The following is a 21,557-nucleotide window of genomic DNA, read 5'->3' on the forward strand; positions in this document are numbered from 1 at the left end:
ATGATATATAATAAATTATTGGATTTTCCTGAAAATTTTCTTTGGGGAGCTTCTACTTCAGCTTATCAAGTTGAAGGTGCATGGAATGAAGAGGGTAAGACCTCTTCAATAATTGATATGTACGAGCATCCAGAAGGTTATGCGGATTTTACTATTGCAAGCGATCATTATCATAGGTTCCGTGAAGACATAGCGTTATTTGCAAAGATGGGTTTAAAGGCGTATAGATTTTCTATTGCTTGGAGTAGGATTATACCTAATGATGATCAGAAAGTAAATAGATTAGGAGTAGAACATTATCGTGATGTAATCGAAGAATGTAAAAAATATAATATAGAGCATATTGTTACTATGTATCATTTTGATTTGCCATAGTATTTAGAAATTAAGGGTGGGTGGGTAAATCGTGAAACAATAGATAGATTTGAGTCGTACTGTAATGTATTGTTTAATGAATACGGGAAAGATATAAAATACTGGCTAACTATTAATGAACAAAATACAATGATTTTGCATCCAGGAGCAATCGGATTACCGCCTAATAAATCTCTTCCAACAAAAAAAGAGCTCTATCAAATGAATCATCACATGATGCTTGCACAGGCAAGAGTTATGAAACTTTGTCATAGAATATGTCCCAATTCTAAAATAGGTCCAGCACTTAATTTAACAGCTATGTATTCTGCAACTTGCAAACCACAGGATGTCATTGTAGCATATAACTGGGAGGTTTTACGTTGTTGGAATTTTTCAGATGTGCCTGTATTTGGTTGGTATCATCCTTTGGCACTTAGTTATTTGCGAGATAGGGATTTGATGCCAGAAATTTATCCAGAAGATAAAGAAACACTTTCAAATGCCAAACCAGACTTTATAGCCATGAATTATTATTCCACAGCAACTATTGCAGCAAGTCATGGAGATTCTTCTGATGTATCTGCTCGTGCAGGTGATCAACAAATTATGCTTGGTGAGCAAGGGGTATATAGAGCTTCTGAGAATCCTTTTATTGATAAAAGTCAATATGTATGGGTAATTGATCCGACGGAATTTAGAGATACACTCAGAAAAGTGTATGATCACTATAGACTTCCTATTATTATTACAGAAAATGGAATTGGTGCTTCTGATAAGCTTGAAGAAGATGGATCAATTCATGATTCATATAGAATTGATTTTTATAAAAATCATTTACATGCTATAAAGCAGGCTATTACGGATGGGGTTGATGTATTTGGTTATTGTCCGTGGTCAGCTTTGGATGTTGTGAGTACACATCAAGGTTATGCTAAAAGATATAGATTTATATATGTAGATCGTGAAGAGCAAGATTGTAAACAAATGAAACGCATAGAGAAGGACAGTTTTTATTGGTATCAAAAAACTATTGAAGAAAATGGTAAAAACATATAGAATAAAAGTGTTGACGTATCTTTAGGGGAGTGGAAAAATTGATTGTAGAGAAGATTCTAAATAACAATTTGATTTTAACGATAGATGAAAATGGAATTGAACAAATTGTTATGGGCAAGGGACTCAGATTTATAAATCAAGTTGGTAAAGAGTTAAGACAAGAACAAATTCAAAAGGTTTACATATTGAAGGATGAAAATATAACAAAGCAATATATACGTTTGTTAAGAGATATTCCAAGTTCCTCAGCTGAAATAATTGAAGAAGCTTTACAAATTGCCTATGAATCCTTTCCTGATACTTTAAGTGATCAATTATTCGTGACTTTATTTGATCATTTAGTGTATGCTCTAGAGAGATATGAAAAAAATATATTCTTGCCTAATAGGTTACTTTGGGAAGTGAAAAGATTTTATCCTAATGAATATGTCGTAGGAGAGAAAATTCGAAAATTTTTGAATAAGCAATTAAATATTAATTTACCTGAAGAAGAGAGTGGTAACATTGCTTTTCATATTGTTAATGCTCGCATGCAAGATTTTAATATTAAAAAAACTTTGTGTACGGTAAATTTATTAAAAGATATATGTGGGATTATTCAGTTTTCCTTTGGGAAGCAAATAAATGAAGATTCCATACATTACTCTAGATTTTTAACACATATACAATTTTTCATACAACGTGTTTTGGATAATAAAATGTTAGATGGTCAACATGTAAATATTTTGAAAGCAGTTATAGATGAAAATTTAGCAGCTTATAGTTGTGCAAAGAGGGTAGCAAGTTATATACAGAAAAATTTAAATGTTGAAACATCACAGGAAGAACTCATGTATCTCACACTGCACATTGAACGGATAATGCGATAAAATATAGTAGATGAAAAATTGTTATTTATATAAATAAAGGACTTTTGATATGCTTTTAGGGATCAGAAGTCCTATTGTTTTATGTAATTTAATAGAGATAAGTATTTTTAAAATGATTGTTAAGGAATTAATCTTAATTTATAATGTTTTAAAATAGTAAATTTTTTATTTTCTATGTTTGGGGGTGCAAGGATGGCAGTGTGTAACCTTAGTGAACGGTGTAAGAAAATTATACAAGTTCTTTTGAGGGAGAATGATTATGTTTCACTTAAGAAAATTGCAGATATAACGGGAGTGTCTAGAAGGAGTATTTATTATGATTTGTGCAATATTAATGAATGGCTAGACGAACAAGGAATAAAAGAACTTAGAGTTGAGCGAGGAAAGGGAATTTTACTTTCTCAAGAGGACAAGTTAAAAATTAAAGAATCTCTGGGGAAGAAAAGTTCAGAAGATTATCATGTGTTCTTGCATTCAGAAAGAGTTAAAATTAATATTTGTTATATTATATATAGCAAGGATCCTGTATATATAAATCATATTATGGATGCATGTAAAGTTAGTCGGAATACTGTATTTGGTGATATGAGGATTGTTATCCAAAAGCTTCGTGAATACGATTTAGATTTAAAATATGAAGCTAAGAAAGGATATGAAGTATGTGGAGATGCTGTTAGAAAATGTGCTTTATTTTTTTTATACTTCAATACCTTGAGGCCTTTATTTGATAATGGAACTCTTAAATTTTTCGATAGAGATGAGATACATAAACATTATGAGCGTTTGAATTCATTGAAGAGTGAATTGAAAGTTGAATATATGGAAGGAGACTTATTATCTTTGGCAGCTTTGATGCCTGTTATGCGTAATTGCAGAGAGAAATTATATTTTGCTGGATTAAAGAAGGATGAAATTTTTCGATCTAGAGAATTCCAACTGGTTGAAAAATATTTTTATGAGTTAGAGGAGGAGGAAAAAGTATATTTGAGTCTTCATTTACTCGGATCACGTGTATCGGTAGTAACAGATAAGTTTTTTGAAGATAGAGCCGATCAATCAGTATATGGAATTACAAAATCTCTTGTAACAGAATTTGAAAGGACTGCGTGTGTTAATTTTGAAAATAAGGAGGAGCTAGAGCGGGCATTATTTGTTCATATTAAAACATCTATGTATCGTTATAAATATGGAATACAAATTGGAAATCCATTGAGAGATGATATTGTTAGAGAGTATCCGAATTTGTTTGATATTACAAAAAAGGTATCCCAATATTTAGAACAAATGATTGGTTTACCAATACCAGATAGTGAAGTAGCTTATCTTTCATTACATTTTGGTGCATATTTAAAGGTTTCTAAATGTCAAGGGAACAAGCTCCGTATATTAATTGTGTGTGTTAATGGAACTTCAACGGGGAATATGATAAAGCGTGAAGTAGTTAAATTGATTTCAGATGTAGAAATTGTTGGTGTTGTATCGGCTGTAGATATAATTAACGCACAAAATATTTGTGATCTCATAATTTCGACGGTGAACATTAAAAGTATAGTTCCAGTTATCGTAGTTAATCCTATACTTATGGATGAAGATAAAGATTATATATTGAATCATTATATGGTGAATGGAATACAGAAGAATAAAATCTACAATATATTATTTGATACAATAAAAAAGTATGTAGATCATTCACAGCATGATAATTTAAAGAAAGATATTATTCATTGTTTACAAGGTCAGTCAAAAAGTCTTGATATTGCTTTATTAGAAAAGGAAAATGGAATACTGGAATGTCTAACTTTATCAAAGATAGCAGTAATTCAAGATAGTTTTATGTGGCAAGATAGCATTTATATTGCAGGCAAATACCTTGTTGAAAGTGGAAGTATAGAAAAAAGATATTTAGACGTTATGATTTCCCAAACAATGTACTATGGACCTTATATGTTTATAACTGATAGAGTTATGCTTGCACATGCAAAGCCTGAAGATGGGGTAAATAGGATGGATATTTCTATGACTATATTTAAAAACCCAATTTTCTTTAAAGAAGGGAAACGAGCTGAGATTATATTTGTTTTGGCTACAGTAGATCATGAAAGACATTTAAAAATTCTGAATGATGTTTTTAAAATTGCTGAGAATTCAGAAAATATTAGAAGGATTGTTAATGCTAGTACGGAAATAGGAGTCTTTGAAATTTTGAATGAAATATTATAGGGCATCACATTTTAGGTGGTGTCCTTTTATTTTTGATGAGTATTGTTATTTGCACATTTATATGATTACATTTGTACTTCTAGTTTTTATATTGTAGTGTTATGATTTTTATATAAAGAAACAGAAAGGAGATAGTGAAGTATGGATTTGCTAGATAAAAAAAATGTAAGAATTCTAGATGGAGCTAGCAATTGGAAAGAAGCTATCAGGATGTCGGTGATTCCGCTTGAAGAAGATGGATGCGTAGAACCGAGATATAAAGAAGCTATTATTTCAGAAATTGAGAAGCTTGGAACTTATATCATTATAGCACCGTACATTGCTTTGCCACACGCAAGACCAGAGTATGGGGTATTGAAAAGCCAAATTGCAATTACTCTATTTAGGAATGAAGTAAAATTTGATAAAGAAGATATCGTAGCACGATTATTTTTGACATTGGCAGCAACTGATTCTAGCAGTCATCTGAATGCACTAATGAAAATTTCTGAGATTCTACAGAATAAGGAAAAAGTTGAGAAAATCTTAAAATCAAGTGATACAGAAGAGTTATATAGTTATTTTAATTAGTTAGGAAGGAAAGAGAAGCAATGCGAGATATTTTAAATATTATCCAACAAATTTTATCTACACCTGCAATCTTTGTAGGATTGATAGCGATGCTTGGATTATTACTACAAAAGAAGGATTTTCAATCTATTATCAAAGGAACTATTAAAACAATTTTAGGATTTCTTGTATTGAATGCTGGAGCTTCTGTTGTTCAATCAGCAATCATTCCGTTTGGTGATTTATTTCAATTGGCATTTGGTATACAGGGAGTAGTGCCTAATAATGAGGCTATAACCTCACTTGGATTGAATGAATTTGCAGTTGAAACTTCTGCTATATTTGCATTGGGAATGTGTGCTAATATTGTAATGGCACGATTCTCTAGATGGAAATATATCTTTCTTACAGGACACCATTCATTATATATGGCTTGTTTGATCGCTATCATTTTGTCAATAGCAGGATTAACTGGATGGCAACTCATTGTGGGAGGAGCATTACTTTTAGGATTTGTTATGGCTATGTTCCCTGCATTGATGCAACCAATTATGAGAAAAATTACTGGAGATGATTCTCTTGCTTTTGGTCACTTCGGAAGTAGTTGTTACTGGTTAAGCGGACAAATTGGGAAGTTGTGCAATAAAAATAATAAAGGGCGTACAACTGAAGATGTAAAATTCCCAAAAGGATTATCTTTTCTCAGAGATAATATGGTATCGATTGCTATTGTAATGTTTTTTTGTTATATAGTTGTTGCAGGGGTTGCAAATTTTGGACATAATGTTGAAGCTTCAGCTATTTTTGGCGAAAGTAACTGGATTTTATATTCAATAATAAATTCGATTACGTTTTCTGGGGGTATTTACATTGTATTATCTGGTGTTCGTATGTTGATTGGAGAAATTTTACCTGCTTTTAAAGGTATTTCAGAAAAACTTGTTCCAAATGCAAAGCCTGCATTAGATTGTCCAACAATTTTTCCATATGCACCTAATGCGGTGTTGATTGGATTTTTAAGCTCTTTTGTTGGAGGAATTATTGGGTTAATAGCTTTAGCTTTTATGGGTAAAGCTGGATTAGCAGTAGCAATTATTTTACCTGGGGCAGTAGTTCACTTTTTCTGTGGTGCAACCGCTGGTGTATGTGGAAATGCGACAGGAGGCTTAAAAGGATGTGTTATTGGGTCGTTAATACATGGCATTGCGGTTACATTTTTATCTGCAGCTTTGCTTCCAGTATTAGGATCTCTTGGTTTTGCAAATACAACATTTTCTGATGCAGATTTTACTGTTGTTGGTATCTTGTTTGGTAATCTATCTAGATTTATTACGGGCAATGGATTATTTGCAATAATTGTAGTTTTATTTGTTATACCAATTGTTTATAATTTTGTGGCTAGAAGAAAAAATGTAGAATCAAATTAAGGTAATAGGTCAAAAGAATTCTTAAAATAAAATATAAATTAATAAAAAGGAGAATAGATATTATGGCAGAAATTAAAAAAATATTATGTGTTTGTGGTTCAGGTCTTGGATCATCTTTTCTAATGGAAATGAATGCAAAGAAAGCTTTAAATAATCTTGGAATTACAGATGTAGAAGTTGATCATACTACAATTGGTGACATTACTTCAGGATCAGCTGATTTGTTTATTTGTGGATCTGATTTACTTTCCAATGCAGAAAAATTTGGAAGAGCAATCGGAATGAATAATATAGTTTCCATGGATGAAATGACAGAAAGATTAAAAGAAGCTTTTGGATTATAAAAAATTGAGTAATAATGTAAAGTAAGAATCTAGTTTTATTCTAGATTCTTACTTTTTTTAATATTATTTCCATTGATCCATTGTAATTGATACTGATACGATAATCTAATATTTCAAAACCTAATTTCTTTATAATATTTTCCAAGCCAGTTTTAGAAAAATAAGTTAAATGATAAGGTTCATTCCACATAGCAGTATTTATTTTATGAAGTTTGTTAAATGCACTATTATAGTTTGGTGTTGAAATCCATAATACACCATCGTCATTTAATAATGAATAAGCTTTTTTAAGCCCATTGATTGGATTTGATAAATGTTCAATTACATCTCCCATAGTTATTATGTCATATGTTTTATCCGTCCTAAAATTTAAGAAGTCACAACAAATAATATCATGGTTTAATATGTTTGAAATTTCATACGCAATATTTTCATCTATTTCTATACAATCTATAGAGTATCCAAATTCTAACGCTGTAGCTATTAGAGCTCCTTTGCCTATTCCAATTTCAAGAATATCAGTTCCATTTGAATATTCAGAAATATTATTTAATATATCACACCAATTCCTTAATGTATGTGTGCTAACATTCGATTGTAAATGGGATGGGGTGGGGGTAACTCCATTTCTAATTACTTTAATTGAATGATTAGTATTAAAAAATTTATGAGGATAATATTTTGAATATAGATTTTCGCATGAATTACATTTCATCCACAACTTACTTGGCAAAAAATTATCAGTATAGTTAATCATGTTATAGCATGGGGCATTATGAAAAGGTGCACCTTTTTCACCACAGATTGGACAATTATCTACTAGCAATTGCTCAGATAATACCTCTTCCTTAAAAATATAATTTTTAAGATGATCGAGCCCTAAAAATTTAGCTAAATCATTTTTTATTTTGAAAGCTTCCATAATTAAATCAAAAGATATAGATGGCAATGAAGTTCTACATAACTTAGATGTAAAAATTAATAATAGAGAATGTGTTAAATCATCTAGATTAAAGTTATCTTTAATAACCTAATATTAAATCTAATTGTCCCTTATTTATTTGGGGATAAATATTTTTAAAATCTATATAAAATGATTTTAAATGTTCTAAAATTGTTTTTATTGAGGTAGAGAATAAGAATTGCTTGTATTTATCTACTAGTTGCATATTATTTGGATTTATAATTATATTATTTTTAAGATTTTCTAGTTCTTCAGGTATTTGATCTGTTAAATCTCTAAATTGATTAAAGGTTTTTGTAAGTATGTTTTCATTGTTTGATTGAATATCATCAAAACTGAAGCTGCTATTTATAAATTCATATATGGTAGATAAAAAATCAGTTATTTGTTCAATATGTATCATAATTTAAACTCCTTAAATTTTTAGATAGTTTTAAAATACTAGATTTGTTTACAATTGTAGCATTAACATAAAAAAAGTGGAACTTAATAATTAAGTTCCACTTTTAAAACAATAAAACAAATAATCTACATATGGATTCTTCTAGTTTTACTAATAGAGGTTTGTTTTTTTCAAAATTTTCATCTAATTTTATTGAATGGTTTATATCTTCATAAAATATTTCTTTTACCTGCCTAGTTATTTCAAGATCCGTAATAAATGCATTAATTTCAAAATTTAATGAAAAACTTCTCATATTAAAATTGGCAGTTCCGACTGATGTAACACTATCGTCCATGACAATAACTTTTGAATGTATAAATCCATTATATAAATAGACTTCTATTCCAGATTCTATTAATTGATTGATATAAGATGTTGAAGCCCTATAAACAATTCTTTTATCATATATTTTTGGAATCATTATTTTGACTTTAATCCCTGATTTAGCAGTGCTTATGATTGCTGATAGTAGATTATCATCAAATGCGAGATACGGAGTTTGAATTAAAAGTTCTTTTTTAGCACAATAGATCATTCTTGTGTATGATGATTTAATATTTTCATAATTCTTTGAGTCTGGACCACTTGCAACGATTTGCGCACATGTTTTATTTTTAATTTCAGATTTGGGAAAATATTTTTCCATAAAGTTATTTTCCGTTTCAATTCTATGATTACTTACATAAGATAAGTCTTGTATGAATTGGAGTTGGAGGAAATTAACGGCTTCACCAATAATTTTAACATGGCAATCTTTCCAAGGTCTGAGCCTCTTGTGTAAAGACATATACTCATCTCCGACATTTACACCACCGACATATCCTATTTTTCCATCTATAACAACTATTTTACGATGATTTCTGTAATTAAGATTAAGATTTATAAATTTCAAATATGAAGGAAAGAATGGATAAACTTCTCCTCCAGCGTTTGTAAGTTTTTTAAATAGGGACTTAGAAACGCAAATACAACCCACATCATCGTAGATTACTCTTACTTTTACACCTTCCTTTACTTTATTTATTAAAGTATCAATTAGAAGATTTCCTATATTATCATTTTTAATTATGTAATAGAGGATATGGATTGTGTGTTTAGCACTCTTAATAGTTTTAATGAGATCCTCAAATTTATCGTAAGCTGTGTTAAAAATTTTTATATCATTGAACTGTGTTATGGCCGATTTATTATGAAGAAAATTAAATTTTGCAATAGAAGTATCCAAGTTTGGATCATCTGGTAATGAATCGTATTCGCTATAATCGATCATTTTTTCCAGCTCATTAAAAATTCTGTAGTTCCTTTTTTCTATCTTCTTCTTATTTAATTTGGGACCACATCCAAATATGAAATATATGTAGAGAGAAAATATAGGAGGTAGCAATAAAAATGCAAGAATCCAAGATTGTATACTCCTAATGTCTTTTCTTTCTAGAAATATCATAATTAATACACTTAATATGTTTAAAGATATACATACCCACGAGAATGCTAAAACTAATATTGTCATAAAATACTCCTTCAATAATTATAACAGCGATTATAAAATACTAAATGTAATTTATATTTTACAAAAATTAATTCAAAAATACTATATGTTGGTGAATAAAATTATTTTCTATTGTAATACTCCGACTGAGGGGTGATAAAATTTGGTAATTTCATTGAAGAGTGCTACCTTCAATTATATAAAAGGACGGATTATAGATATAGAGGTATCTATTACAAAGGGGATACCATCTTTTAATATAGTGGGACTACCTAATGTTGAGATTAAAGAATCTAGGGAGAGAGTAAGAAGTGCAATTCTAAATAGTGGTTTTAAATTTCCTCTTGGGAAAATTACTGTTAATTTAGCACCAGCGAACATTAGAAAAGAAGGATCGCTTTTAGATCTTTGCATAGCAACGGGAATACTTATATGTTCTAAACAAATAAATCCAATTAAAAATCTGTTTAATACAATAATACTTGGAGAATTGTCATTAGATGGGCATATCAAAGGTATCAAGGGGAGTATACCAATTATTTTGGACGGAAAAGATGATGGGTATAATAGCTATGTTTTATCTGAGGATAATTATTTTGAAACAAAAATCATACAAAACACAGATATAAATTATTTTAATAATTTTAAAAGCTTTGTAGATTATGCTGAGAAGGGAGTAGTTAATAATAATACTAACTTAAGACGCGATAATAGTTGTAATATTGTGAAGGATAATATAAATTTGGAAGATGTTTTGGGACATGTTAGTAGCAAAAGAGCTATCCAAATAGCAGCAGCTGGATTTCATAATATAATACTCTATGGTCCAGTTGGAAGTGGTAAGACTATGCTTGCAAAATCATTTAAATCAATTTTACCTAATCTTACATATGAGGAAAGTCTGGATAAAGGAAGAATTTATAATTTTACTTCAATACAAGAAAATTATAGACAACCTGTATTTAGAGAAGTAAGTCATACGATTTCTAAAAGTTCATTGATTGGCAGTGGTCGTGAAAATAAAGTGGGCGAAATGATTTTGAGCAATAACGGTGTTTTATTTTTAGATGAAATGCTTGAGTTTAAACGTGAGACTCTAGAAGTTTTAAGAAAAGTTTTAGAAGATAGAAAGATACAATTAAATAAAAATAATGAAATGATAGAATTTCCAAGTAATTTTATATTGTTAGGAGCGACGAACCTTTGTCCATGCGGTAATTATTTAAACAATAGTGCTATAAAACAATGTGTTTGTGATACTGTGAAAAGAGAAAGATACATAAATAAAATTTCTAAGAGTTTACTCGATCGCATTGATATATTTTCATATACTCCTGTGATTGATTATGTTGATGTAGGAAACAAAAAAGACATGAGAGTAACTAGCAAAAAGATTTTGGAGACTGTAGTAAAAGCACGGGAAATTCAATATTTTCGATTAAAAAAATTTGGGATTAAATATAATTCTCAAATGAATAATGATTTAGTTGATAAATTTTGTGAGTTAAGTTCATCTAGCAAACAAATTCTTGAAACAATCTATCGTAAAGAAAATATATCGACTCGTTCATATTTTAAAATATTAAAAATAGCAAGAACAATAGCAGACTTAAATCAAAGTGAAAATATTAATGATGAACATATAATGGAAGTTATAAATTATAGAAAGTTTATAAGTAATCAGATTATTTGATGGAGGGTAATCATGAATTTTTATGATTATTGGATTTTAAAAACAAATGTAAGTTCAAATATTAAGATTAAATTAATAGAAGATTTTAAAACATCTGAAGAAGTGTACAAGGAGTTAATAGAAAATGGAAATTTAAATTATATAAATTTAAATGAGTATGACAGGTTTGTTAAAACTTATAAGCAATTAAAAGATGATTTTGATTTGCATAAATACAGCAATATCTTGGATAAATATAATATAAAATTTGTGAAATATGGTGATGATAATTATCCAAATAAATTAAAGGATATTGATAACAAACCATTTTCTATATTTTATAAGGGAAATATAGATTTATTAGATGCATATTGTATATCTATTATAGGGACTCGAAATGCTACACCATATGGAGAAGAAGTTTGCAAAAAAATATCGAGAGAATTAAGTGTAAATAATGTTGGTGTAGTTAGTGGTGGAGCAAGAGGAATTGATATATTATCTCATAAAATTTGTTTAGAAAGTAATGGCATGCCTATATGTGTACTTGGATCTGGATTATTAAACTATTACCCAAAGGAGAATTTTAAGTACTTTGATGAAATAGGGGATAAGGGGTGTATATTGTCTGAATACGATGTGTATACAAAACCTGATAAATTTAATTTCCCTCAACGCAATCGTATAATTAGTGCTATTGGGGATGGACTTATTGTTGTTGAAGCTAGAGAAAAAAGTGGAACTATGATTACTGTAAAATATGCGTTAGATTATGGAAAAGATATAGCAGCGGTACCAGGTCCAATTTTTTGGGATAAAAGTATGGGGTGCAATAAGTTGATAAGAGATGGAGCTCATATAATTTCAGAAATTAAAGATTTGTATGATATTTTTAAATTAAATAGCAATACTACTAGTATTAATTATGGGAATCATGAAAAATTACTATCTGATCCTTTCAAGTATAAAGTATTTTCATTGATAAAGAAGAAACCTAGTAATATTGATGAAATTGCTAATGAAACAGGAATTAGTGTAGTAGATATTTATAAGATATTATTTGAGCTTGAAAATTTAAATATTATAGAAGCATCTGTAGGTAACTTTTATCAATTAAAAGTAATTTAAAAATAATTTTATTATCATATAAATTATTTTTTGTGATTGACTATATGTGAAAAAAAATATATTATATTTTAAAAATTATTACTTTTGATAATGTTGTTTAATTGAAATGGGGGGATTATCAATCCTTTGGGATTAAACTATGGCAAAATATTTAGTTATCGTTGAATCGCCAGCAAAAGCTAAGACTATAAAAAAATATTTGGGATTGAATTATGAAGTTGTAGCATCAATGGGACATATTAGAGATTTGCCTAAGAGTCGATTAGGAGTATCTGTTGAAGATAATTATGAACCAAATTACATAAATGTTAGGGGAAAAGCTGATTTAATTAAATCACTTAAAAAGGCTTCTAAAAAGAGTGAAAAAGTTTTTTTAGCAACTGACCCAGATAGGGAAGGTGAGGCTATATCTTGGCATTTAGCTTATATATTAGGGATTGATGTTGATGATAAATGTAGAGTTGAATTTAATGAAATAACAAAAACAACCATAAAAAACTCTATTAAAAATGCTAGAAGTATTAATTTGAATTTAGTTAATGCTCAGCAGGCTAGAAGAGTAGTAGATAGATTAGTTGGATATGGTATAAGTCCTATTTTATGGAAAACAGTGAAGCCTAAGTTGAGTGCTGGTAGGGTGCAGTCCGCAGCTCTGAAGTTAATATGTGATAGAGAAAATGAAATAAATAGTTTTGAAGTTAAACAATATTTTACGATAGAAGGCAGTGGAAAAAAGAATTCTAAGAAATATGTGTTCAAACTTCATTCTAAGCACAAGGAAAAATTGGATGAATTAACAGAAAATAAAGTTTTAGAAATATTAGATGAGTTGTCCGAAGGAAAGTATATTGTAGATGAAATAAAGGAAGGCTCAAAAAATAAGTATCCATCACCACCTTTTACTACAAGTACCCTTCAGCAAGAGGCTTATAAGAAATTAAATTTTCAGACAAAGAGGACTATGTCTGTTGCTCAGTCACTATATGAGGGAGTTGAGGTTAAAGGATATGGAGTTGTAGGATTAATCACTTATATGAGAACGGATTCTGTTAGATTATCGGCTGATTCTTTAAATCAAGTAAATGAATTTGTGGCTAAAGTATATGGAGACAAATATAAACTTGATATACCGAGGCAATATGGGAAGAATAATAAAAATATTCAAGATGCACATGAAGCTATAAGACCTACCAATGTAGAAATTACACCAGATATTGCAAAGCAAACTTTAAAAGATGATCAGTATAAGTTATATTCTCTAATATGGAGAAGATTTTTGGCAAGTCAGATGCGTAATGCTGTATACAATACAATGGCTATTAGTATAAAAAATGGAGATTATTTATTTAAATTAAATGGATCTCAGTTGCAATTTGATGGATTTTTGAAAGTTTATGAAGTTGATAAGGATGATAAAGACTTAATACTTCCAGCATTTGAAGAAGGGGAAGAATTAAAGAATGTTAAAGTGGAAAGTATAGAACATTTCACACAACCACCTCCAAGATATACCGAAGCATCTTTTGTTAAATTATTGGAAGAAAAATCTATAGGAAGACCAAGTACTTACGTTCCAACTATAAGTACTCTTTTCGATCGTATGTATTTAAAACGTCAAAATAAACAATTTGTTCCAACAGAATTAGGAATTATAGTCAATGATTTAATAAAAAATAATTTTACAGAGATTGTTGATATAGAATTTACAGCTGACATGGAAAAAAAATTAGATGGGATAGAAGAAGGTAAAGCAAGTTGGAAAAGTATAGTTCATGAGTTCTATAAACCACTAAAAGAAAAAATTGATATAGCCGAGAATACAGTTAAGAAGGTTGTGATTGAAGACGAAGTTACTGATGTTTTATGTGATAAATGTGGGCGTAATATGGTTAAAAAACATAGTAGATATGGTGTTTTTCTAGCATGTCCAGGATATCCGGAATGTAAAAATACTAAGTCTATTATTCAAAAATTGAACATTCCATGTCCTAAATGTGGTGGGGAAATCAATGTTAGGAAGAGTAAAAAAGGAAAAGTATTCTATGGATGCAGTAAGTATCCTGAATGTGATTTTATATCATGGAATGAACCGAGCAATGTTAAGTGTCCTAAATGTGGTGGTATTACAGTTAAGAAAATTAAAAGAAAACAGGAGTTCTATGAATGTATTGATCAAGATTGTAAAGATAAATAAAAATTTTTATTGATGCTTGATTAGCTATATGGTATATTATTAACGTAATTAAGCACACTCTCTAATTTAAACTTTGGTGCCTTTGGATTAGGTTTGGTTTGGAGTATAGATAGTGGAAGATTTAACCAAATGGAGGATTTTAAATATGTCAATTATTTCAATGAAACAATTATTAGAAGCTGGTGTTCATTTTGGACATCAAACAAGAAGATGGAATCCTAAAATGAGTAGATTTATTTTTGCAGAAAGAAATGGAATATATATAATAGATTTACAAAAAACTGTTAAGAAATTAGAAGAAGCATATGAGTTTGTAAGGAGTTTGGCTACAGAAGGTAAAGATATTTTGTTTGTTGGAACGAAGAAACAGGCTCAAGAAACAATAGGAGAAGAAGCACAGAGAGTAGGAATGCATTATGTTAACCATAGATGGTTAGGAGGAATGCTGACTAATTTTAGGACTATCAAGAATAGGATTAAACGTCTTGAAACTTTGAAAGAAATGGAAGAGAATGGAACATTTTCTTTGATGTTAAAGAAAGAGGTTATAAAGCTTCGTTCTGAAAGGGAAAAATTAGAAAGAAATTTAGGTGGGATAAAGAATTTAGATGCTAATAATATTGGAGCAATGTTTATAATAGACCCTAAAAAAGAGAGAAATGCTATTTATGAAGCAAAAAAATTAGGGATTCCTATTGTATCAGTTGTGGATACAAACTGTGATCCAGATGAAATAGATTTTCCTATTCCAGGAAATGATGACGCAATAAGAGCTGTAAAATTAATAACTAGTAAAATAGCTGATGCTATTGTTGAAGGAAGACAGGGTGTAGACGTCATAGAGGAAGTTCAAGAGACTCAAGAAGCTTAAAAGGAGGAATATACAATGGTAACTACACAATTGGTTAAAGAGCTGAGAGAATTAACTGGAGCTGGAATGATGGATTGTAAGAAGGCTCTATCTGAAACAGATGGTGACCTTGAAAAAGCTATAGATGTTTTAAGAGAAAAAGGTCTAGCATCGGCAGCTAAAAAAGCTGGAAGAGTTGCTGCTGAAGGGGTTGTTTCTTCTTATGTTAGCACAGATTTTTCTAAAGGGACTTTAGTTGAATTGAATTGTGAAACAGATTTTGTAGCTATTAACCCATTATTTGTAAAATTATCCAAAGAAATTTGTGAGATAGCTTCCGAAAATCAGTGTGATGATGTTCAAACAATTGAGAGCTTAAACTATAAGTTTAATCAGGAGTTTAGTACTGTTAAAGATGCTATTATTGGGTTAGTATCCAAACTTGGAGAAAATATATCATTAAGAAGAGTGGTTAATTATTCAGCTAATAATGGAGTTATTAATACTTATATTCATGGTGATGGTAAGATTGGTGTTATAGTTGAGTTAGAGAGTGATAATAAAAGTGAGGATGTTTTTAAAGTTGCTAAAGATATTTGTATGCAAATAGCTGCTAGTAATCCTCTATTTTTAGATGTTAATAGTGTAGATCAATTAGTGGTTGAAAAAGAACGTCAAATTTTGAAAACTCAAGCTCTAAATGAAGGAAAACCAGAACAAGTAGTTGAAAAAATGGTTGAAGGAAGAATCAAAAAATATTATCAGGAAGTTTGTTTAACTGAACAAAGTTTTGTTAAAGATCCAGATTTAACAGTTGCAAAGTTTATTAAAAATAAATCTAAAGAATTAGGCTCAAAAATTCAAATTATACGTTTTTCTCGTTTTGAAAAAGGGGAAGGTATAGAAAAAATCGAAGAGAATTTTGCTGAAGAAGTTCAGAAACAGATGAATAAAGGTAATAAATAGGAGTTGTTTTATTAAAGAGAACATGTTTGGCATTGTTCTCTTTTTTTGAAATTAATTTAAGTTTATATAGGGGGAAAAATGGAGTATAAGTTTAAAAGAGTTTTGTTGAAATTATCTGGTGAGGCACTTGCGGGTAATATAGGATTTGGAATAGATTTTGAAGTATGCAGAAGGATTGCTAGAGAAATAAAAGAACTTAAAGATAATGGTTTAGAAGTAGGCGTTGTTGTTGGTGGTGGAAATATATGGAGAGGTAGAGCTGGGCGTGGTATGGATCGAACAACTGCGGATCATATGGGTATGCTTGCTACATGCATAAATTCATTAGCTCTACAGGATTCATTGGAAGAGTATGGTATAATTACTAGAGTATTAAGTGCGTTAGAAATAAAACAGATAGCGGAACCATATATAAGGAGAAAAGCTGTAAGACATCTAGAAAAAGGTAGGGTTGTAATATTTTCATCTGGTACAGGTAATCCATTTTTTTCAACAGATACAGCTGCGGCATTAAGAGCAGCAGAAATTGAAGCAGAGGTTATACTTCTTGCAAAAAAAGTAGATGGTATATATAATAAAGATCCAATGAAATATGATGATGCTATAAGATACAACGAATTAAGTTATTTGGAAATTTTAAAAAATAATTTACAGGTTATGGATTCGACTGCTACATCGTTGTGTATGGATAATAATATACCAATAATTGTTTTTAATTTAGATATTGAAGGAAATATATTAAAAGCAGTTAAAGGCGAAAAAATAGGAACCTTTGTAAGTAAATAAGTGAGGTGTTTAGTATGATTAGTCAAATAGTGGATGTATTGAAAGAAAAAATGTTAAAAACTATGGATGTATTGGTAGAAGAGTTAGGCTCTGTCAGGGTAGGAAGAGCTAATCCAAATATGCTTGATAGAGTGGAAGTTGAGTATTATGGAGTTATGACTAGACTTAATCAGCTTGCTAATATTTCTACACCAGAGTCTAGAATATTAATGATTCAACCGTGGGAAAAAAATATTCTAAAAGATATTGAAAAAGCTATATTAAAATCAGATTTAGGATTAATGCCAAACAACGATGGATCATCAATAAGATTAATTATTCCTGAAATGACAGAGGAGACGAGGAGAAATACTGTTAAAAAAGCTAAAAAGATTGCTGAAGATTCAAAAGTTGCGTTAAGAGCTTTAAGAAGAGATGCTAACGATAAAGTTAAATTATTGAAAAAAGATGGATCAATAACAGAAGATGATTTAAAAAAAGCGGAAGATGATATACAAAAACAGACGGATAAATTTGTTAAAAAAGTGGATGAAATAGTTGCAAATAAAGAAAAAGAAATAATGTCAATTTAGGAAGGTTCGATTGAAATTGAATTTGAAACATGGTAATCTTCCTAATCATATAGCTATAATTTTAGATGGTAATGGGAGATGGGCAAAAAATAGAAATCTTTCAAGAACTGAAGGCCATAAAGCCGGGGTCGAAAATTTAGAAATGCTTATAGATCAATGTAAGGATCTTAATATTAAGTACATAACATTATATGTATTTTCTACTGAAAATTGGAAACGTCCAGCCTTTGAAGTTAATAATTTAATGTTATTATTAAATAAATATTTAACTGAAAGACTAGATGATTTGATGCAAAAAAATATAAGATTAAATGTTATTGGCGACGTTAGTAAATTACCAAAGAAAACAATGAAATTGATAGCATTTGTAATTAATGAAACTAAAAATAATTCTAAAATGGTTTTAACACTTGCTATAAATTACGGGGCAAGGAATGAAATATTGAGGGCTGTTAAGAATTTAGCTGAAGATGCTAAAAATTCGAAATTAGATATTGATGATATTGATGAAAAATTATTTTCAAAGTATTTGTATACATATGATATACCAGATCCAGATTTATTGATTCGAACTAGTGGTGAGTATAGGTTAAGCAATTTTTTATTGTGGCAGTGTGCTTATACTGAGTTTTGGTATACAGATGTGTTTTGGCCAGATTTTAAAAAATCAGATTTATATGATGCTTTAGAGAGTTTTAAAAAAAGGAAAAGACGCTTTGGAAAGGTAGACGATGGGAATTGATTTTTCAAAAATAAATAAAAGATATATAGGATCATTAATAATTATCCCAATAATTATATCATTAATTTTAGGTGGTATGTTTTTAAAAATTGTGATGTTTACTATTACCATCTTATCTTTAATTGAGTTTTCAAATGTTTTCATGAAAAAAAATTTAAAAATTAATATATGTTTACTTATTTTTTTTGCAATAATATATTATATATTAGGGATTGAATACATAAATATTTTAGTACTTTTATTTTTACTTGTATTGCTATGTTTTTTATTAGATTATAAAAATCACATTATAGATATAAGTTTGAGTTTTATAGCTGTTTTTTATATAGTAATACCGTTTAGTTTTATTTTTATATTAAGTGAAATAAATAATTATCTACCATGGATTGTTTTTTTGTGTGCATGGACAACAGATACTATGGCATATGTAATTGGTAAAAATTTTGGTAGGCATAAATTGATTGAAAGAATAAGTCCAAACAAAACAATAGAGGGATTTGCTGGGGGAGTTATAAGTTGCATTATAGTTATTGTTCTTTATGGTACCATTTTTATGGATAAATTGGATATTCCGATAATTAATCTAATTTTATTGAGTTTTATAATAGGAGTTATTGGTCAAATAGGAGATTTGATCGCATCATCTATAAAAAGGTTTGTGGATATTAAAAATTTTAGTAATTTGATCCCCGGACATGGTGGTATATTAGATAGGTTTGATAGCATTTTGCTCATATCTATTGTGGTATTTATTTATTCGCAAATTTTTATATAAAGGAGCATTAAATGAGTAATTTAATTGTAATACTTTTGGTTGTATTAAGTTTTGGTATTCTTATAGTAGGTCATGAGTTTGGTCATTTTATAGTGGCTAAGATGAATGGAGTTTTAGTTGAAGAATTTGCTATAGGAATGGGACCATTAATATTTAAAATCAAAGGCAAGGAAACTATGTACTCTATAAGATTATTACCTATTGGAGGATATGTTAAAATGTTAGGGGAGTATGATGAGTCTGATGATGAAGTTAGCCATTACGACAAAGATAGAGCGTACATACATAAGAGTCCCTTGAGAAAGATATCCATAATTTTAGCTGGTCCAGTCATGAATTTTATTTTAGCGTTTTTAATTTTTGGGGGTATTAGTGCATTCACTGGGTATACTTCCACAGTAATAAATGAGGTTATTGAAGGTAGTCCAGCTGAGGTTGCTGGCTTAAAGGTTGGAGATGAATTGGTGTCAATAAACTCTAAAAAGTTTTTGAATTGGAATGAGTTTGTATTTAGATTGCAAACATCTGAAAGTAAAGAAAAGATTAATATAGGAGTTTTAAGAGATAACCAGAAGATGAATTTTGATGTTTTCCCAAAGATTGAAAATAATTCTTTGATTATAGGTATAAAACCAAAATTTATAGAAAATCCTGGTTTTTTTGAAGCTGTGTTTAATGGATTTAAGCAGACTTTTTCAGAAATTAAACAAGTATTATCTTCTTTGGCGCAACTTATAACAGGCAAAGCATCTGTTAAGGATTTAAGTGGACCAATAACTATTTTTAAGGTTTCTGGTCAAGCAGCTAAAGCTGGTATACAACAGTTATTAAATTTTACAGCTTTCTTAAGTGTAAATTTAGGTATTTTTAATTTGATACCTTTTCCAGCTTTGGATGGCGGAGCTGTTGTAGTTAATTTTATAGAATTGGTATCTAAAAAACGAATTAAGCAGGATATTTTAGCTAAGATAAATTATGTTGGATTTACTTTATTGATTTTGTTAATGATTTTTGTTACTTTGAAGGATATATTTTTTCCTGTGAGTTTATAATTTTTATTTTAAGTAAGGAATGGTTTTAAGTTGGATAGAATTTTAAAAAAGGAAGTTAGGATAGGAAATGTAATGATTGGTGGATGCAATCCAATAGCAATTCAATCTATGACTAATACTAATACTAAGGATGTAAATGCAACTATAAATCAAATTAATGTTTTAGAAAAAGAAGGTTGTAATATAGTTAGAATTGCCATTACTGATAATCAAGAAGTGGATTGTATTTCTAAGATTAAAAAAAATACAAATATTCCTTTAGTTGCGGATATTCAATTTGATTATAGGATAGCGTTGGCTTGTATAAAAAATGGAATTGATAAAGTTAGGATAAATCCTGGAAATATTGGTAATGAAGATAAGATACGAGAAGTTGTTAATGCTTGTGAGGAATATGGAGTTCCTATAAGAATTGGAGTTAACGGTGGTTCTCTACAAAAGGATATTCTCAGCAGGTATGGGAAAAAGACTACTGATGCATTAGTTGAAAGTGCTTTAAAAAATGTTGATTTGTTGGAAAAGTTTGGTTTTAGGAATATAGTTATTTCTGTCAAATCATCTGATGTTGAGATGATGATTGAGTCCTATAAAAAAATTTCAAGTGCTGTTGATTATCCATTGCATTTAGGCGTTACTGAAGCAGGTTTGTTTTTATCAGGTGCTGTTAAATCAAGCATAGGTATTGGAACTTTATTACATAATGGTATAGGTGATACTATTAGGGTTTCTTTAACTGATGATCCTGTAAATGAGGTTAAAGTTAGCAAGGAAATATTAAAATCTTTGAATATTTATAATAAGGGTGTGAATTTGATCTCTTGTCCAACTTGTTCTAGAACAAAGTTTAATCTTATAGATCTCGCTAACAAAGTTGAGCAGTTGACAAAAGATATAGATAAAAATATAACTATTGCTGTAATGGGATGTGCTGTTAATGGACCAGGTGAGGCTAGAGAGGCTGATATTGGAGTAGCTGGTGGAAATGGTGAAGGATTAATTTTTAAAAAAGGTGAAATACTTAGAAAAGTTAAAGAGGAATATCTATTAGATGAATTGAAAAAGGAAATAGATACATTATAAAGAGAGGAAGTAATTCCTCT

The 21,557-nt window shown here is 29.4% G+C and carries 19 protein-coding genes and 1 pseudogene; 17 read left to right on the top strand and 3 right to left on the bottom strand.

The features are described from left to right. The 6 genes and pseudogenes from SFBMNL_RS03670 (at position 1) to SFBMNL_RS03695 (ending at position 6,822) form a co-directional block, all read left to right on the top strand. A pseudogene (locus SFBMNL_RS03670) lies at positions 1 to 1,413 on the top strand (glycoside hydrolase family 1 protein). Between the two features lie 38 nt (positions 1,414 to 1,451). Beyond that, the gene (locus SFBMNL_RS03675; protein ID WP_007440239.1) at positions 1,452 to 2,282 is read left to right on the top strand and encodes a PRD domain-containing protein; all 831 of its coding nucleotides are present in this window, start codon (positions 1,452 to 1,454) and stop codon (positions 2,280 to 2,282) included. 192 nt (positions 2,283 to 2,474) lie between these two features. Next, on the top strand, positions 2,475 to 4,502 hold the full coding sequence (locus tag SFBMNL_RS03680) for a BglG family transcription antiterminator (RefSeq protein WP_007440602.1): 2,028 nt from the start codon (positions 2,475 to 2,477) through the stop codon (positions 4,500 to 4,502). 141 nt (positions 4,503 to 4,643) lie between these two features. Continuing rightward, positions 4,644 to 5,072, top strand: coding sequence for a PTS sugar transporter subunit IIA (locus tag SFBMNL_RS03685; RefSeq protein WP_005806350.1), 429 nt, complete (start codon positions 4,644 to 4,646; stop codon positions 5,070 to 5,072). A 20-nt stretch (positions 5,073 to 5,092) separates the two neighbouring features. Continuing rightward, positions 5,093 to 6,478 carry a PTS ascorbate transporter subunit IIC gene (locus SFBMNL_RS03690; RefSeq protein WP_005806348.1) on the top strand — a complete coding sequence of 462 codons (1,386 nt, stop codon included), beginning with the start codon at positions 5,093 to 5,095 and terminating at the stop codon, positions 6,476 to 6,478. 62 nt (positions 6,479 to 6,540) lie between these two features. Further along, complete coding sequence (locus SFBMNL_RS03695; RefSeq protein WP_005806346.1) at positions 6,541 to 6,822, top strand: PTS sugar transporter subunit IIB; 282 nt, start codon at positions 6,541 to 6,543, stop codon at positions 6,820 to 6,822. 40 nt (positions 6,823 to 6,862) lie between these two features. Here the strand turns inward: SFBMNL_RS03695 and SFBMNL_RS03700 are convergent, their stop codons facing one another. From SFBMNL_RS03700 to cls, 3 genes are all read right to left on the bottom strand, one after another. Continuing rightward, positions 6,863 to 7,744: a class I SAM-dependent methyltransferase gene (locus tag SFBMNL_RS03700; protein ID WP_242838789.1), complete on the bottom strand. Its 882-nt coding sequence runs from the start codon at positions 7,742 to 7,744 to the stop codon at positions 6,863 to 6,865. 100 nt (positions 7,745 to 7,844) lie between these two features. Next, positions 7,845 to 8,189: a hypothetical protein gene (locus SFBMNL_RS08455; RefSeq protein ID WP_242838790.1), complete on the bottom strand. Its 345-nt coding sequence runs from the start codon at positions 8,187 to 8,189 to the stop codon at positions 7,845 to 7,847. Between the two features lie 103 nt (positions 8,190 to 8,292). Continuing rightward, positions 8,293 to 9,741 (bottom strand): cardiolipin synthase, encoded by a 1,449-nt coding sequence (gene cls / locus SFBMNL_RS03705; RefSeq protein WP_042294579.1) that lies wholly within the window; start codon positions 9,739 to 9,741, stop codon positions 8,293 to 8,295. A gap of 142 nt (positions 9,742 to 9,883) precedes the next feature. Between cls and SFBMNL_RS03710 the strand changes: the two genes are divergently transcribed. The 11 genes from SFBMNL_RS03710 to ispG all read left to right on the top strand — a co-directional run bounded on the left by SFBMNL_RS03710 (position 9,884) and on the right by ispG (position 21,537). Beyond that, complete coding sequence (locus SFBMNL_RS03710) at positions 9,884 to 11,413, top strand: YifB family Mg chelatase-like AAA ATPase (RefSeq protein WP_042294581.1); 1,530 nt, start codon at positions 9,884 to 9,886, stop codon at positions 11,411 to 11,413. 12 nt (positions 11,414 to 11,425) lie between these two features. Beyond that, entirely contained in the window at positions 11,426 to 12,520 is a 1,095-nt protein-coding gene (gene dprA / locus SFBMNL_RS03715; RefSeq protein ID WP_042294583.1) for a DNA-processing protein DprA, read from the top strand. A 139-nt stretch (positions 12,521 to 12,659) separates the two neighbouring features. Continuing rightward, positions 12,660 to 14,714 carry a type I DNA topoisomerase gene (gene topA / locus SFBMNL_RS03720; protein WP_042294584.1) on the top strand — a complete coding sequence of 685 codons (2,055 nt, stop codon included), beginning with the start codon at positions 12,660 to 12,662 and terminating at the stop codon, positions 14,712 to 14,714. A gap of 145 nt (positions 14,715 to 14,859) precedes the next feature. Beyond that, positions 14,860 to 15,585, top strand: coding sequence for a 30S ribosomal protein S2 (rpsB, locus tag SFBMNL_RS03725; RefSeq protein ID WP_007440586.1), 726 nt, complete (start codon positions 14,860 to 14,862; stop codon positions 15,583 to 15,585). Positions 15,586 to 15,600: 15 nt separating this feature from the next. Then, positions 15,601 to 16,530 (top strand): translation elongation factor Ts, encoded by a 930-nt coding sequence (gene tsf, locus SFBMNL_RS03730; protein ID WP_042294585.1) that lies wholly within the window; start codon positions 15,601 to 15,603, stop codon positions 16,528 to 16,530. A gap of 78 nt (positions 16,531 to 16,608) precedes the next feature. After that, a complete protein-coding gene (gene pyrH, locus SFBMNL_RS03735) occupies positions 16,609 to 17,316 on the top strand; it encodes a UMP kinase (protein WP_005806332.1) in 708 nt (235 codons plus the stop codon). Between the two features lie 14 nt (positions 17,317 to 17,330). Then, positions 17,331 to 17,888: a ribosome recycling factor gene (frr, locus tag SFBMNL_RS03740; protein WP_042294586.1), complete on the top strand. Its 558-nt coding sequence runs from the start codon at positions 17,331 to 17,333 to the stop codon at positions 17,886 to 17,888. A gap of 10 nt (positions 17,889 to 17,898) precedes the next feature. After that, positions 17,899 to 18,630, top strand: a complete 732-nt coding sequence (locus SFBMNL_RS03745; protein ID WP_005806328.1) for an isoprenyl transferase — start codon at positions 17,899 to 17,901, stop codon at positions 18,628 to 18,630. Next, positions 18,620 to 19,405 carry a phosphatidate cytidylyltransferase gene (locus SFBMNL_RS03750; protein ID WP_005806327.1) on the top strand — a complete coding sequence of 262 codons (786 nt, stop codon included), beginning with the start codon at positions 18,620 to 18,622 and terminating at the stop codon, positions 19,403 to 19,405. Before SFBMNL_RS03745 ends, SFBMNL_RS03750 begins: the two co-directional genes overlap by 11 nt. An 11-nt stretch (positions 19,406 to 19,416) precedes the next feature. After that, on the top strand, positions 19,417 to 20,457 hold the full coding sequence (gene rseP / locus SFBMNL_RS03755; RefSeq protein ID WP_005806325.1) for an RIP metalloprotease RseP: 1,041 nt from the start codon (positions 19,417 to 19,419) through the stop codon (positions 20,455 to 20,457). 30 nt (positions 20,458 to 20,487) lie between these two features. Then, positions 20,488 to 21,537: a flavodoxin-dependent (E)-4-hydroxy-3-methylbut-2-enyl-diphosphate synthase gene (gene ispG, locus SFBMNL_RS03760; RefSeq protein ID WP_005806324.1), complete on the top strand. Its 1,050-nt coding sequence runs from the start codon at positions 20,488 to 20,490 to the stop codon at positions 21,535 to 21,537. The last annotated feature ends 20 nt before the right edge of the window (positions 21,538 to 21,557 follow it).

Origin of the sequence: Candidatus Arthromitus sp. SFB-mouse-NL (assembly GCF_000709435.1) — a bacterium.
GTDB lineage: Bacteria > Bacillota > Clostridia > Clostridiales > Clostridiaceae > Dwaynesavagella.

Bases quoted from the DNA above. Each gene is read 5' to 3' on its own strand.
- SFBMNL_RS03680 (WP_007440602.1), top strand. From the start codon at position 2,475: ATGGCAGTGTGTAACCTTAGTGAACGGTGTAAGAAAATTATACAAGTT.
- SFBMNL_RS03685 (WP_005806350.1), top strand. From the start codon at position 4,644: ATGGATTTGCTAGATAAAAAAAATGTAAGAATTCTAGATGGAGCTAGC.
- SFBMNL_RS03690 (WP_005806348.1), top strand. From the start codon at position 5,093: ATGCGAGATATTTTAAATATTATCCAACAAATTTTATCTACACCTGCA.
- SFBMNL_RS03695 (WP_005806346.1), top strand. From the start codon at position 6,541: ATGGCAGAAATTAAAAAAATATTATGTGTTTGTGGTTCAGGTCTTGGA.
- SFBMNL_RS03700 (WP_242838789.1), bottom strand. From the start codon at position 7,744: ATGGAAGCTTTCAAAATAAAAAATGATTTAGCTAAATTTTTAGGGCTC.
- SFBMNL_RS08455 (WP_242838790.1), bottom strand. From the start codon at position 8,189: ATGATACATATTGAACAAATAACTGATTTTTTATCTACCATATATGAA.
- cls (WP_042294579.1), bottom strand. From the start codon at position 9,741: ATGACAATATTAGTTTTAGCATTCTCGTGGGTATGTATATCTTTAAAC.
- dprA (WP_042294583.1), top strand. From the start codon at position 11,426: ATGAATTTTTATGATTATTGGATTTTAAAAACAAATGTAAGTTCAAAT.
- topA (WP_042294584.1), top strand. From the start codon at position 12,660: ATGGCAAAATATTTAGTTATCGTTGAATCGCCAGCAAAAGCTAAGACT.
- rpsB (WP_007440586.1), top strand. From the start codon at position 14,860: ATGTCAATTATTTCAATGAAACAATTATTAGAAGCTGGTGTTCATTTT.
- tsf (WP_042294585.1), top strand. From the start codon at position 15,601: ATGGTAACTACACAATTGGTTAAAGAGCTGAGAGAATTAACTGGAGCT.
- pyrH (WP_005806332.1), top strand. From the start codon at position 16,609: ATGGAGTATAAGTTTAAAAGAGTTTTGTTGAAATTATCTGGTGAGGCA.
- frr (WP_042294586.1), top strand. From the start codon at position 17,331: ATGATTAGTCAAATAGTGGATGTATTGAAAGAAAAAATGTTAAAAACT.
- SFBMNL_RS03750 (WP_005806327.1), top strand. From the start codon at position 18,620: ATGGGAATTGATTTTTCAAAAATAAATAAAAGATATATAGGATCATTA.
- rseP (WP_005806325.1), top strand. From the start codon at position 19,417: ATGAGTAATTTAATTGTAATACTTTTGGTTGTATTAAGTTTTGGTATT.